The organism is Acinetobacter sp. SwsAc6, from assembly GCF_013391565.1.
Taxonomy (GTDB): domain Bacteria; phylum Pseudomonadota; class Gammaproteobacteria; order Pseudomonadales; family Moraxellaceae; genus Acinetobacter; species Acinetobacter cumulans.
In genome coordinates this window covers 1-13,840 of sequence record NZ_JACAXE010000033.1, presented here as the reverse complement: position 1 = coordinate 13,840, position 13,840 = coordinate 1, and the positions used below count along the sequence as shown (strand labels likewise).

Below are 13,840 nucleotides of genomic sequence, written 5' to 3'. Positions count from 1 at the left end.
CAGCCACTTGAGGGGACTGTCTCATGCCAATTTTAATAAACCCTAAAGGCTTAAATTAGAAGTCGAAACTTACACCAAGCTTATAGGTACGGCCTGAACCAATAGTTGTGTATCCGCTGTTAAATACACCCGCCCAATATTTTTCATTCGTCACATTATCGACATTGGCACGGAAAGTCGTGTCTACACCACCAATATTGGTTTTATATTTTGCACCTACATCAAGCAAGGCATAGTCTGGTAACTCTAGGGTATTGGTATTATTTAGATATTGATTATCTACATAGTTGCCACGTGCATTGATACTTAAACCATCCACAGGGAGTTTGTATTCCACACCCAGACCTGCTGTAAACTCAGGCTGACCTTCAACTGTTTTGCCTACAATATTTGCCGTGGTATTTTTGGTGTATTTCACATCAATATATGCAAGGTTACCCCAAATAATCACATCATCCGTCACATTACCTGAGAAGCCATATTCCACGCCTTTAGAAGTAGTTTCAGCACCATCCGTTGTAATCTGAGTGATGGTTGAATTACTTGGATCAGAATATGGAGATGTTAGTGTACTTGGCTTCTCAATTTGATAAGCGGCTAAAGTGTGTAGCCATGAACCATGCTGATATTTTGCACCCACTTCATATTGTTTTGTCTCGAAAGGTGCAAAAGTTTTACCATTATTGGCATCAATAGTGCTGTTAACAGTATTGCCTTGAGAAAGACCTTCAACATAACTTGCATATAAAGAAATATCTTCACCCCAAGGTTTAACCACAACCCCTAAGCTTGGAGAAACTTTGTCTGAACTATAATTATTTGCTGGTTTTGTTGGATTTTTAATATCGATGTCTTGATAACGTGCGCCCAAAATAAATTGTAGTTTGTCATCCAACATCGAAATTTGATCGGTCAATGAATAGCTAATGTAATCATTATCGGCTGTTTGAGAAATTGCTGGCTCAGCTGGCATTACACCGTCTTTGCTAGGGTTATATAAATTGGTCAAGAAGGTATTTTGACCTGCTGTACTATGCATATTGGTATCTCTATGCAAATAATCTGCTCTTAAACCCACAACATGTTTCACAGACCCTGTGTTAAATGCACCTTCCAAGCCTAAGTTGGCTGCAGTATTACGTTGGTTCATTTTCACATGGAAATAATAGGCTTCAGCATCACCCTTATTATTGAGTTTTTGTAGACGTGTGCCAAATAAATGCCCTTGGTATTTTTGTTCTGCCGTACCCACACCTGCAATCACTTTTAGATTATCCAGTAACTTATATTCCCCAGATAAGCCGACATAATTGGCCGATTGTTTACCCCAGATATTTGGAAAGTAATTTGTACGTCCATCAGGTGCATCGAGTACTGTTGAAGTCGTTGTAAATTGCACCATTGCTGGTGAACCACCCTTTCGATCATCATTCGTGGTATATGCATCTAAATTGATTTTTGCTCGATCTGTAGTCCAATCTAGGCCCATAACAGCTGAAATAGTTTCATCTTCAAGGCCATTAACAATATGTTCACCTTGACCATAGTTCGCACTTAAACGTGCACCAAATTCTTGATCTTGTCCAAATCGGCGTGCAACATCAAAGCCTGATTTATAAAATCCTTCTTCTTCAAAATTTGCTGTAACACGAGTCAATTCTTTATCTGCACGCTTGGTATTGGCAATAACGACACCGCCCACACTACCACCCGGCGCCATACCAGCGACTAAGGCATTAGGGCCTTTTAAAACAGTGACTGAACCTAAAATATCGGTAGATACTCGACCAGATGGTGCCATACCATAAGCGCCGTTTAAATTCAGGTCATCCCAATTGACATTAAAACCTCGAATATTAAAGTTTTCGTTTAAATGTCCACTGTTGGTTGTGGTACGAATACTTGGATCAATTTTCAGCACATCCATAATGGTATGTGCATGTGCGTCTTCTATGGCTTGTTGGCTGTAGTTACGAATCGTAAAGGGCGTATCTAAAATATCTTTTTCACCCAAAATATTAAGTGTCGCTTTTCTTTTTAATTTGCCCGTGACATCTGTTTCTTGTGAATCTGCTTTCACCACAATAGTTGGCATGGAGAAGCTTTCAGCTTCTGCAGCCACAACAAAACACGGACAAGCAAGCAAAGCTAAAATTAATATCTTACGTTCCACAGTCAAACCCCTCATTCAACAATTTAAATTTTAATAATTGCAAGAGGTGACTATATCATAATAATAACAATTCTCATTTACATTATTATTTAATATTTTATTTTAGTTTTATTTATATAGCTTTATGGCAAGCGAGTTTGAAGCAACAACATCAATTTATTTTTAAGGTTTTAACGCGACTTAATCAGTGCTTAAGTGCTACTTAATATGCTAAGAAAATATAATAAGTATTTAATTTATTTAAACTTAATTAAATAAAAAACATAAGGAGTTATAACAGCAGAAAAATTATTACTAATTATAATCGCTCGATCAAAAGCGAAGAATTGAGGAGACTCTAAAGTACCCGTCAATTCTTCTCGATAATTCAAATTAATTAAAACTTCCACGTATAATCAATATTTACACGTTGCTCTTTCGCTGGCTGGAATGTCGCTTTAGGGCCAAAGTCATTTTTATAATCTTCATGACGTAAACGAATAAATAAGCCTTTTAATTTGGTACTTTGCAATTGATAGCTCAACTCGATACCAAACTTTCGCTCTTCCAATGTTTCGCCCGGTTTTAGGTTTTCAAGCTTAATGTCTGTGCCTTTGGTATAGCGCGTCATAAGTTTTAAACCAGGAACCTGATTTTTAAAATCATAGTCATAACGCACAGACCATGCTTTTTCATTCGGGTTTAAAAAGTCCGTTGCCCACGCATCAATATAGGTATTGGCCTCACCACCACTTAAATATGGAAAACCTGTATCGCCCGAGTTATGAATATAGCCCGTGGTAAATTTATGGTTATCCACGCCGAGTGCCAATACGATATTGCCATGATGACTATCGACCTCGCCTGCCAGCTCCGCACCTGATTCCACCGTACGGAAATAACGGAAGTCGGTAAACAGATTTACCCGTTCATTAAAATGATGTGTATTGCGTACCCAAAATGTATATTGATCATACACATCCACTAAATTTGCAGTGTATAAAGCAAAGGTTGTTTCAGGTCTTAAATAATAATAACCACCCACATAATATAAGCCATCTGTTTCGACGGACTTGTATTTCATATTAGCGCCTGATAAGCGAATCTTTTCCCAATCAGTCGAGTTTCGATGATTCACGCGGTTCACATAACCCGCTTCCACTTTAATGTTGTCTACATCTTTTGATTCAACCGCGACACCTCGGTACTGCTGAGGTAATAAGCGGGCTGGCGAACCAACAATGACTGGATTCAGTGGCTGTAATGTGCCCACTTTTACTTCAGTTTCAGAAATTTTTGCCTTGGCTGTTAAGCTCGCTTCTGCCCATGTATCTACAGGATCGCCATTGTCTTTGAGCGGTGAAAGCCCCACTACACCTGGTGCATAGTCTTTATCGCCCCACAAGTTAATGCCCACCCCTGCATAGAGATCAACACCAAAACCCACCGTGCCTTCGGTAAAACCTGATTTGGCATTTAAAATAAAACCTTGTACCCATTGTTTGGCTGCAGGTGCGGCTGCATTAGGCTCAGTAAAATTACGATCCAAATAAAAATTACGTGCCGTCAACGTGACAGACCGGTCTTTTACAAAGTCCGCAAAACACAAGCTTGGTAATGTTGTTGCTATACATAAAGTAGATAGTACGAATGTTTTCATTGTCATTTCCCTAAGACAAAAAACCTCTATTCCATTGATGAATAATCAATAGAAACAGTGATAAAAATGAGTGATATAAAGTTAGAACTGCCTCACGGCAATGCATTAACGTGCGCTATAATTTTTCATTAAACTCTCCATAGAACCCCTATAAAACATCATCCTGATGCGCAAAAAATGGAGTACCCATCTAAAATGAATACTCCAAAACTCCATTACACGAGGGTAAATGCAGCGCTGGCTTTACCCACTTCTTTACCGTTTTGATAAGCCACACTTTCAATATTTGAAATACGGCGGCCTTGGCGCACGAAGTACACTTCCACCTCAACAGGTGCAATATTGCATGGACGTAAGAATGAAACATTCATGGTGACTGTTGCCGATGGCTGGCCTTCTTGCGCAATAATCGCAAACAGCCCCATGGCATCGTCCAGCATGGAACACAGCATGCCGCCTTGCACATGCCCCATCGGGTTGGCAAATTCAGCACGTGGTTGGTAGCTGATACGGGCTTTCCAGCCATTTTCATGCTCAACCTGCTCCACCTTTCCACCCAAAAAGATGTGGATCGGTGGCGCTTGCATTTGATCTAAAAAAGCTTGTACATCAAAACTCATGACTTATTCACCAAAGTAAGCATTATCAAATGCGGTCACAGCAGTCCCCGCATGTTTTACGCTGTACGCCAAACCATGAATTTCTGGTAATACCATGCTGTGATAGAAACGCGCGGTTTGAATTTTGCCTTTTAAGAAGTTCACATTGCTGTCGCCTGCTGCGAGCAATTCAGAAGCTTTGGCTGCACTTTGTGCCAATTGCCATGCACCCACGACATTACCCACGAGCATTAGATACGGTACAGAAACAGACAGTGCTTGCTTAGTCGATTGCAAGAACTGAGCGGCTATTTGCTGGCTATTTTCAGACAGAATTTCGATAGCATCTGCAAACGCTTTGGCCACATCTGCAAGCTCAGCATTGGCTTGAACTTGTGCCAATGTCTCTTTCATCAGGCCAATCAGCACACTTAAGTTTTCGCCTTGGTCTTTCACCACTTTACGACCGACTAAGTCTGCTGCTTGAATCGCAGTTGTGCCTTCATAAATCACACTGATCACAGCATCACGTAAATATTGCGCCACGCCAGTTTCTTCAATAAAGCCGATACCGCCATGTACTTGAATACCTGTAGTCGTCGTTTTTAATGCTGTTTCTGTTGCCCATGCTTTAAATACAGGAATCAGTAAATCAACCAAGCCTTGATTATGCTTACGCACGTCTGCATCGCTATGGCGGAAGCTGATATCTTGAGCTTGAGCAATAAACAATGACAATGCACGCATCGCTTCAACATTGGATTTCATGCTAAGCAACTGACGGCGCACGTCTGCATGTTCAATAATGGCAACTTGTTTGCCTGTTTCGACATCTGCACCTTGCACACGTTCACGGGCATAATCTAAAGCAGCTTGGTAAGAACGCTCTGTTAAAGCAACACCTTCCATGCCTACAGTTAAACGCGCCATGTTCATCATCACGAACATCGCCATTAAGCCTTTGTTTTTCTCGCCCACGAGGTAACCCAAAGCGCCTTCGTTATCGCCATAAGCCATCACACAGGTTGGGCTGGCATGAATACCCAACTTATGTTCAATCGACACGCAGCGTACATCGTTACGCTCGCCCAATGAACCGTCATCATTGACTAAAAACTTCGGTACAAGGAACAATGAAATACCGCGCACGCCTTCAGGTGCATCTGGCAAACGTGCCAACACTAAATGAATGATGTTGTCAGTAAAGTCATGCTCACCAAACGTGATAAAGATTTTTTGACCGCTAATACGGTATGTCCCATCACCTTGATCAATTGCCTTCGTTTTTAAAGCACCCACATCTGAACCTGCACCTGGCTCAGTCAGGTTCATGGTGCCGCCCCATTCGCCAGAAACCAGCTTAGGCAAGTACTTTTGCTTTAACTCATCAGAACCTGCATGGCTAATTGCTTCAATCGCGCCAATGGTTAAACCAGAACACATCACAAATGATTTGTTCGCAGACATCATGATTTCATTGACTGCAGTCGACAAAATATAAGGTAAGCCTTGTCCGCCAAATTCAGGCTCTAAGGAAATATTGTTCCAGCCTGCTTGCGTGTACTGCGCATACGCTTCTTTAAAGCCTTTTGGTGTTGTCACCACGCCATCAGCTATTTTTAAACCTTCACGGTCACCGCTGGCATTGATCGGATCCAGTACATTGGTGGCAAATTTACCTGCTTCATCCAAAATAGATTCATATAGATCTACGCCTAAGTCCTCTAAACCCGGAAGCTGAGCCAATTGCTCTTGATCTAATAAATGATTAAAGATAAAGCTTAGATCATTGAGAGGGGCTTTGTAGCTATTCATGCGCTCATTTCCTTGTCTTGCAGTAAACGCCAGTTAATTTTTCCGCTTGCCGTTTTTGGCAGTTCTGATGCGAACTCCACCACTTTCGGCACTTTGTAGGCCGACATATTGTCTCGGCACCACTGTCTTAATTCGTCTTCAGTCATCATTTGATTGGCTTTTAACACCACAATGGCTTTTACACTTTCGCCACGGTCATTTTTATTGCATGGGATAATGCAGTTTTCTAAAACTTTAGTGTTTTGATACAAAATGCTTTCGACTTCAGATGGCCAAACTTTGTAGCCCGACACATTGATCATGCGTTTTAAGCGGTCAGCCATAAAGAAGTAGCCTTCTTCATCGAAATAACCAACATCACCTGTTTTAAAGAAGCGTTTGCCATCATGTTCAATAAAAGAAGCTTCGGTCGCTTCGGGATTTTTCCAATAACCGCTGAATAAACATGGGCTAGTCGAAATAATTTCACCGTTTTGGCGAATGCCTAGTTCTGTACCTGTTTCTGGGTCAATCACACGGGTGTCTACATCAAACAGTGGCACACCTAAACATTGGCGCTTACCACGGCCATAAGGATTGAGATGCACACCAGCTGCCATTTCAGTCATGCCCCAGCCTTCAATAAACTCAATACCTGTAAGTGTTTCAAAGTCTTGGGCAATCGCATGTGGCATACCTGTACCGCCACCATAAACGTGGGTAAAGGATTTAAAATTGAATTTATTCACATCTGGCATTGCCAGCAGATCCACCACCATGGTTGGAATACAGCACCAATGTGTTAGGCCATGTAAATCGACCACTTGTGCAGCACAAAGGCGATCCCAACGAGTCATCAGGAAGGATGTTGCACCGAGCCAAATCGGCAAGCACATGGCATTCACCATGCCTGTAACATGGAAGAATGGCGTGACAGACAATACTTTTGCTGTGTTGTTCCACGGGCTCCAATTGATTTGCGTCAAAATTTGCGCAACCAAAGCACGATGACTCAGCATGCACCCCTTTGGATGTGCTGTTGTACCCGATGTATATAAAATAACGGCTAAATCCTCACCTGCTCGAACAGCTTGCGTTTCAATTGCTGAATGCTGTAAAGCAGTTCGCATGTCGGTTACATATTCAGTTTCAGCAACTGCAGGTGCTTGAATCACTGTTTCAGGTATTACAAAGCTGGTCGGCGTGAAAATATCATCACCATAACGTGCTGCAATAATTTTTCCTAAACAGGTTTTACCCAATAAAGTTTCAAACTCGGCCACAAGTTCAGAACCGACCACAGCAACTTTTGACTCTGTATCGGATACATACCATTCCAGTTCCAAAGCTTTGTTCATTGGATTGACAGGCACCACCACCGCGTCACAACGCAAAATTGCATAATAGGCAATAATAAATGACACGCTGTTTTGCATGCTGATCACAACACGGTCACCCGCCTGAACATTGGCTTGGGCTTGCAGATAATCCGCAAAACGTTCCACGCGTGCATTCAGTTCTGCATAGTTCACTTGGCTACCGTAATAATTCACTGCCACTTTATCTGGATAGCGCTGTGCATTGGTTGCCAAATGTTCATATAAACCTGTCTGTGGATACGACAAGTTTTTAGAAAGATGGCGTGGCCAATGTTCAAAATGTAATGTACTCATGATTTAACCCTCTGAGTGCCCAGTCATGTGCCCAACTGGGTCACCAAATTTATATTTTTATAACGTCGCGAATTAAGCTACTGATTGTGCTAACAATGCGGGTACTTGCCAAAAAGACGCATCTGTTGTTGGGTCTTGAGCAAATTGCTGCATGTTCAAACTCATTGTGTCGAGACCCTGTTCTGTCGCGTAGAACATTGGACCACCACGCCAGCGCGGGAAGCCATACCCTGCCAAATACACCACATCAATATCTGACTGGCGGAGTGCAATTCCTTCTTCGAGTAAACGGAAGCCTTCATTGGCTAAGGCGTAGATGCAACGCGCGACAATTTCTTCATCGCTAAACTGTTGTGCTTGAATGCCTTTTTCTGCACGGTAGGCATCAATCAATGCAATGACTTCAGCATCGACATCCCCACGGCGGTTGCCTTGGCTATAGTCATACCAACCTTTTTGTGTTTTTTGACCAAAACGTTTCAGCTCAAATAACTGGTCGGCAAAGCCTGAGAATTTCTTCGTTGGATTAAGCTTCAACTGATGCTTACGAATCATGTAATCAATGTCATTACCTGCCATGTCACACATGCGGAATGGCCCCATTGCCATACCCCAATTTTCCAAAGCGCGGTCAATTTGATACGGCGATGCACCTGCATCAATGAGTAGTCCTGCAATGCGCAAATAGGCATTTAACATACGGTTGCCAATAAAGCCGTCACACACTCCTGCAACCACTGCAGTTTTTTTCAGACGTTTGCCAATTTCTAAAGCGGTTTTTAAAGTGGCTTGGTCTGTGCTGTCTGTGCGGACAATTTCGAGAAGTGGCATAATTTGCGCAGGACTAAAGAAATGTAAGCCCACCACAGATTCAGGACGAGAGGTTTGCGCCGCAAGTTGATTCAAATCCAAAGTAGAGGTATTACTTGCCAAAACCGCATGTGCTGGTAAATGGGTATCCATGTGCTTGAGCACAGAAGTTTTTACATCCCAATCTTCAAACACCGCTTCCACGGCTAAATCCACCGTTGCAAGTGCAGAATATTCTAGGCTGGTTGCAAGATTCGCTTGAATCGCTGTGGCTTTTTCTTCAGTCAAACGACCTTTAGCCACTTGTCCTGCAAAGTGTTTAGCAATCAATGCTAAACCTCGGTCTAATCCCGCTTGCTGATTTTCAATGAGGGTCACAGGAAAACCTGCTTGCAAGAAGCAAATGGCAATACCACTGCCCATAGTCCCTGCACCAATCACAGCTACACGTTCAATGGCTTTGGCTTGTACAGCCACATCTAAATCTGGAATATGTTTTGCTTCACGCTCTGCAAAAAATGCATGACGCAAGCTTTTAGAAACATCCGAGGATGTCAGTTCTTGGAACAAAGCCTGTTCTTTGTCAAAACCTGCGAAAAAGTCTAAAGTTAATGCAGCTTCAACCGCTGAGAGAATAGCGTGCTGCACCACATGTTGTGGCTTATTCCCTAAAGCATCACGTTTTGCTTGCAATAAGGCCTGTAGTTCTTCTGTGAGTTCTAAGTTTTGATGCTTGATATGTGTCGAATTTGTTAATGTCTGAGCAAATTCAACTGCTGCTTGTTTAGCATCAGTTTCCGTCAATACATCAATGAGTGCTGAGTCAGTTAGTGTCGCGAGTTTTAAAGGTTTCGCTGTTAAAATAGCGTCTAAAGCCAATGCTGCACCAATATAACGTGGTAACAGTTGTGTACCTGCCGCACCTGGTAATAAACCCAAGTGCACTTCAGGCAAAGCCAGTTGTGCTTTTGCATGTACCACACGGTGCTGACAAGCCAAAGCTAACTCTAAACCACCGCCCAACGCAGTACCAGAAACTGCAGCCACAATCGGCTTTTGGGCATCTGAAATCTGATGAATTAAATCATGTAATGATGGAAAGTTAAGATGAGTTCCTGCTGAGAACTCTGCAATATCTGCACCTGCGCTAAATACTTTCGCTGAACCTGCTAGGACGATAGATTTAACGTGATCATCTGCTAACAATTGCTCAATTGCCTGATAGAGATCTGAGCGTAATGTATGTGAAAGTACATTTAATTTTTCAGTTTGAAAATTCACTACAGCCACATTGCCGTGTGTTTCAATCAGAATGTGATTTACAGAACCCATGCTCATCTTCCATTTTTTCAGTTGAATAAATGCAGTGCAAATCAGTTAAAATTTGCACTACAAAATTGTTTTATGCTTGTACTTGAGCACGTTTTTGCATTGTGCCCAGTAAGATCAGAATCAGAACAGCTGCGATAATAATGCCCGGAATACAGGTCGCAATCAGACCCGTTGCGCCATTCCCCATTGCAAGGAATTGACCCGCAACTGCAGGACCTGCCATCGCGCCAAAACGACCAACAGTCATTGCTGTCCCTACACCTGTACCACGCATTTGAGTTGGATAAACCTGACTGCCTAATGCATACAGCACCATCTGTCCACCAATCGTGAAACAACCCACCAATGCACCAGCAAAATACATCGCATTTACGGTGCTAAAACTGTTCAGCGCGATCAAACCTAAAATGATGCCGCTATACATCAGCAAAATGACGTTTTTCATTTTCCAATGGTCAACCAGCAAGCCCAGTACGATCGTTCCGACAAAAGCGCCCACCGAGAAGAACATTTGCACCATGGTTGCATCTTTTTTCTGGAACCCGAGCTCCATAAGTAATGACGGCAACCAGTTGAGTAGCATGTACACCACCATCATGGTGAAGAAATAACCCACCCAAAGTAGGATTGTTGGCATGCGGAAATACTGGTTAAACAAATCGCTGAATTTGCTTTTCTGAGCGGTATCAGCACTTTGCTGCGTTGCAAGAAATGCACGTGATTCAGGCAAGAATGCCATCATGAGCGGAATGACCATCAAAGGTAAAACACCACCCACATAAAAAATGACTTTCCAGTCTGCAGCCAATTGCGTACTCGCAAGTAGTGATACTGCAATACCACCAATTGGCATACCGCAATACATCAATGAAATTGCACGTCCACGTGCTTTATCACTCACTGATTCAGAAGCCAATGCCACTAAATTTGGCAATGCAGCGCCCAACCCTAAGCCTGTCATAAAGCGTGCAAATAACAGCCCTGAGTATGACGTTACCCAAGCGGTGAGAATTGAAAATAAACCAAATAATGCAACAGCAATGATCAGCACTTTTTTACGGCCAATGCGGTCCCCTAATCGACCACCAATTAAACCACCAGGCAATAAGCCTAAAATTGCAGCACTAAAAAATAAGCCCAGACTTGATTTATCTAAACCAAAATGTGCGCTAACACCTGCAGCAGCAACACCTGCAGACTGCAAATCAATCCCCTCAATCAAGGCGATCAGAAAGCAGATTAAAATCGTCATCACAGCATTACGCTGTGTATTTTGTTGTTGTTCCATACAACGTACCCTTCTTGTTTTGCGTTCCTAGCAAAAACAAACTAATTTGATATGGCTATATTGTCAAGCATACTTGACGTTTTAAGAATTAGAAAAAAGTCGTAGATAAAAATGGAAAAAAAAAATCATATTGCTTATATTGAGAGCTCATTTTTAGCCATGTATAAGCCGTGAAATCTCTAAGAACTTTGCTTCGATCTCGCCTTGAATGGATCGAAGACCATTTAATGAAAAATGCAGAAAAAAATGGTTATGGCTACGTAACACCATCGATGGCGAGGCTTTATAGTTATCTTGGCGAAACACCTGTGCCAATGTCTGAATTGGCTCGTCGCTTAAAAATTTCCCGCCAAGCGGTGCATCAGTTAGTCGCTGAAGGTCTTAATTCTAAGTTCTTAGAAGTTATTGATAGTCCAAATGACAAACGCATCAAAATGGTTAAGTTTTCGACGAACGGTAAAGAAATGTCGGATGTTGCATTGGCAGAAATTCATCAAGCCGAGCAAGAACTCGCAAAACATTTGGGTGAGGACAACGTTAAACAGCTCAGACGTATATTGGAATTAGATTGGCCAGAGAGTTAATACTGAAAGTACAAGCTATAAATTAATAGCTTGTTTTATATAAAAATTTATTAAATTCTGACGTTCGCCAATAGATTTTTGATAATAAGTTGAACTTAACAACAGGCAGGCACCATGTGTGATGGTCCAAACATAAGAAAGATAATCACGCAGGCTAATCGCACAATTGCGAGAAATTAGATATTCGACCGTAATATCTTTAACCTCGACTATTCTTTTTTCTCGAACTTCGTACAGTTGCTCAAACTTATTTTTTATTCCTCTTTCCTGACTGGTAATTCGCTCTTCAATACTATGCAGTAATACAGTTCGATTTGAATTCATCAGATGATAGAGCATGAACTGTCTAATTCCCTCTTGCACATCCGTTTTAAATTTTTGAGCGATCTCCAAGAGTCGCGTTTCATTCAAAATGAGCAATTCGAGATAGAGCTGGTTTTTACATTTAAAATATTTATAAATGGTGCCCTTCGCAATGTCTAATTCTTCTGCTAATTCCCCAACTACAATATCCTGATTATTTTCGAGCAGTAGCTGTTCGGTCACTTCTAAAATCTTCTGTTTGAGCAAAAAGATCTTTTCGTGGCGGGATATGGTCATAGGATTTCAACTCAGTACGAATCAATAAATTTTATATAAATTGATATCGCCCTATCATGATTAAGAACATCATAAAATGTCAATATTGATTGACGACATACATTTGTTTTTATTGCCTGAAATTAATCAGTTCTCGTGATTCCCATAAAGCTCAGCCTTATAAACATCTATCTCCAACAATAAATGAACAATATAAAAGCCTTAAATTACTAAAAATTTAGGTTTCTTTGAATTTTAGTGAGGAATGTATGGCTTATGGCAAAACTAAAGCTTTTATTCAATTAATTTTCAAAGCTGTATTAGAAGGATTTATACCCTATCAGGTTGTATTCGTGACTTAGCAAAGTTTGTTCAATAGCATGTGCAAAGGATCAATATTTAGGTTTAAACAAATATTTATATTCAGCAAATATTGTCTAAATATTAGTGGCTATTTATGTTTTCGTATTTAAAATCACCTATCTCAACAGCTGTTTCATCAATATGAATATGCTGTTTAGGGCTTTCATTTGATTCAATGACAGAGAGGCGCATAAATGCGCCGTCTTGTGGATTAAGTCTTATACAATTTTCTAAAATTTCTTTAGGCTGTTCTAGGCTCGGGGCTTCACGATGTACTGTTATTTTGTCCCCCTTATTCACCTTCATCATTGAATGGCAACTTCAATTGAAGCTGGTCCATAATTTTTAAGATGCTTTTCCTTAGTAATGGCTTGGCAACTTTTCCTAAATATTGCAGATTTCTTCCGGCATTACTTGCCCCTTGATCTACCAACATATATTCCAAAGTCGCTTTATTTAGCAACGTATAGAGCGATTGTTCTTCATAGGAAATTTTCTGTGCCATTTCTTCAAACACACGAGTGTATATTTCAATACATTGATCATTAATTCGCCATTCTGTATGAGAGATCAGGAAAGTAAATCCTTGTTGAGTAATCTCAAAATAATCAAGCGTTCGACCTGTCGAGTCTTTATAAGTACTGAGCAAAAAATTTCGTTTAGTGAAATCCTCCGAACAATTAAAGTTTCTGATTTTTTTCATTAAGTCAGAATGACAAATCCCAAAATCTTGAGCGAATTTAAGGCTTGAAATAGTTGGTTTCATCCTAAAACCTCCTGTTCCATTACTTTCATTTTTTGTGCTTCATGCCATTGCATAAGCTCGGCATAATCGAAAAAAATAGGGCTTTGTTTGCTTTCACCCATTTTAATAGGACGGTAAGCATCCGGCTAACACAGCCTTACCAAGCGATCCTATAAGCCTTAATTTAGTTCCCACCTAAAAACAAGTGGGGACTTAATCCATGAACATGGATATATATTCAGCAACACCTCCTGTTGCTAA

11 protein-coding genes and 1 pseudogene are annotated in these 13,840 nt (G+C 41.1%); 2 read left to right on the top strand and 10 right to left on the bottom strand.

Going from position 1 to position 13,840, the window contains the following annotated elements; genetic code table 11:
• Window positions 1–55 precede the first annotated feature (55 nt).
• From HYG93_RS16465 to mhpT, 7 genes are all read right to left on the bottom strand, one after another.
• Window positions 56–2,188 carry a TonB-dependent siderophore receptor gene (locus HYG93_RS16465; protein WP_178962691.1) on the bottom strand — a complete coding sequence of 711 codons (2,133 nt, stop codon included), beginning with the start codon at window positions 2,186–2,188 and terminating at the stop codon, window positions 56–58.
• 361 nt (window positions 2,189–2,549) lie between these two features.
• Entirely contained in the window at window positions 2,550–3,812 is a 1,263-nt protein-coding gene (locus HYG93_RS16460; protein ID WP_162368827.1) for an OprD family outer membrane porin, read from the bottom strand.
• A gap of 215 nt (window positions 3,813–4,027) precedes the next feature.
• Window positions 4,028–4,432: a PaaI family thioesterase gene (locus HYG93_RS16455; protein WP_106986713.1), complete on the bottom strand. Its 405-nt coding sequence runs from the start codon at window positions 4,430–4,432 to the stop codon at window positions 4,028–4,030.
• 3 nt (window positions 4,433–4,435) lie between these two features.
• The gene (locus tag HYG93_RS16450; RefSeq protein WP_106986714.1) at window positions 4,436–6,226 is read right to left on the bottom strand and encodes an acyl-CoA dehydrogenase; all 1,791 of its coding nucleotides are present in this window, start codon (window positions 6,224–6,226) and stop codon (window positions 4,436–4,438) included.
• Complete coding sequence (locus tag HYG93_RS16445; RefSeq protein ID WP_178962690.1) at window positions 6,223–7,878, bottom strand: long-chain-fatty-acid--CoA ligase; 1,656 nt, start codon at window positions 7,876–7,878, stop codon at window positions 6,223–6,225. Before HYG93_RS16445 ends, HYG93_RS16450 begins: the two co-directional genes overlap by 4 nt.
• A gap of 72 nt (window positions 7,879–7,950) precedes the next feature.
• On the bottom strand, window positions 7,951–10,020 hold the full coding sequence (locus HYG93_RS16440; protein WP_162368826.1) for a 3-hydroxyacyl-CoA dehydrogenase NAD-binding domain-containing protein: 2,070 nt from the start codon (window positions 10,018–10,020) through the stop codon (window positions 7,951–7,953).
• Between the two features lie 70 nt (window positions 10,021–10,090).
• Window positions 10,091–11,308 (bottom strand): 3-(3-hydroxy-phenyl)propionate transporter MhpT, encoded by a 1,218-nt coding sequence (gene mhpT, locus HYG93_RS16435; protein WP_106986717.1) that lies wholly within the window; start codon window positions 11,306–11,308, stop codon window positions 10,091–10,093.
• Between the two features lie 227 nt (window positions 11,309–11,535).
• Between mhpT and HYG93_RS16430 the strand changes: the two genes are divergently transcribed.
• Window positions 11,536–11,892 (top strand): MarR family winged helix-turn-helix transcriptional regulator, encoded by a 357-nt coding sequence (locus tag HYG93_RS16430; protein WP_218646850.1) that lies wholly within the window; start codon window positions 11,536–11,538, stop codon window positions 11,890–11,892.
• 15 nt (window positions 11,893–11,907) lie between these two features.
• Here the strand turns inward: HYG93_RS16430 and HYG93_RS16425 are convergent, their stop codons facing one another.
• Entirely contained in the window at window positions 11,908–12,492 is a 585-nt protein-coding gene (locus tag HYG93_RS16425; protein WP_106986719.1) for a TetR/AcrR family transcriptional regulator, read from the bottom strand.
• 239 nt (window positions 12,493–12,731) lie between these two features.
• Here HYG93_RS16425 and HYG93_RS19535 point away from each other — a divergent pair.
• Window positions 12,732–12,833: pseudogene (locus tag HYG93_RS19535) on the top strand (Fic family protein); the annotation flags it as partial.
• A gap of 82 nt (window positions 12,834–12,915) precedes the next feature.
• Here the strand turns inward: HYG93_RS19535 and HYG93_RS16420 are convergent.
• Both HYG93_RS16420 and HYG93_RS16415 read right to left on the bottom strand, forming a co-directional pair.
• Entirely contained in the window at window positions 12,916–13,143 is a 228-nt protein-coding gene (locus HYG93_RS16420) for a hypothetical protein (RefSeq protein WP_106985520.1), read from the bottom strand.
• Complete coding sequence (locus HYG93_RS16415; protein ID WP_106985519.1) at window positions 13,127–13,600, bottom strand: Rha family transcriptional regulator; 474 nt, start codon at window positions 13,598–13,600, stop codon at window positions 13,127–13,129. Before HYG93_RS16415 ends, HYG93_RS16420 begins: the two co-directional genes overlap by 17 nt.
• Window positions 13,601–13,840: the final 240 nt, after the last annotated feature.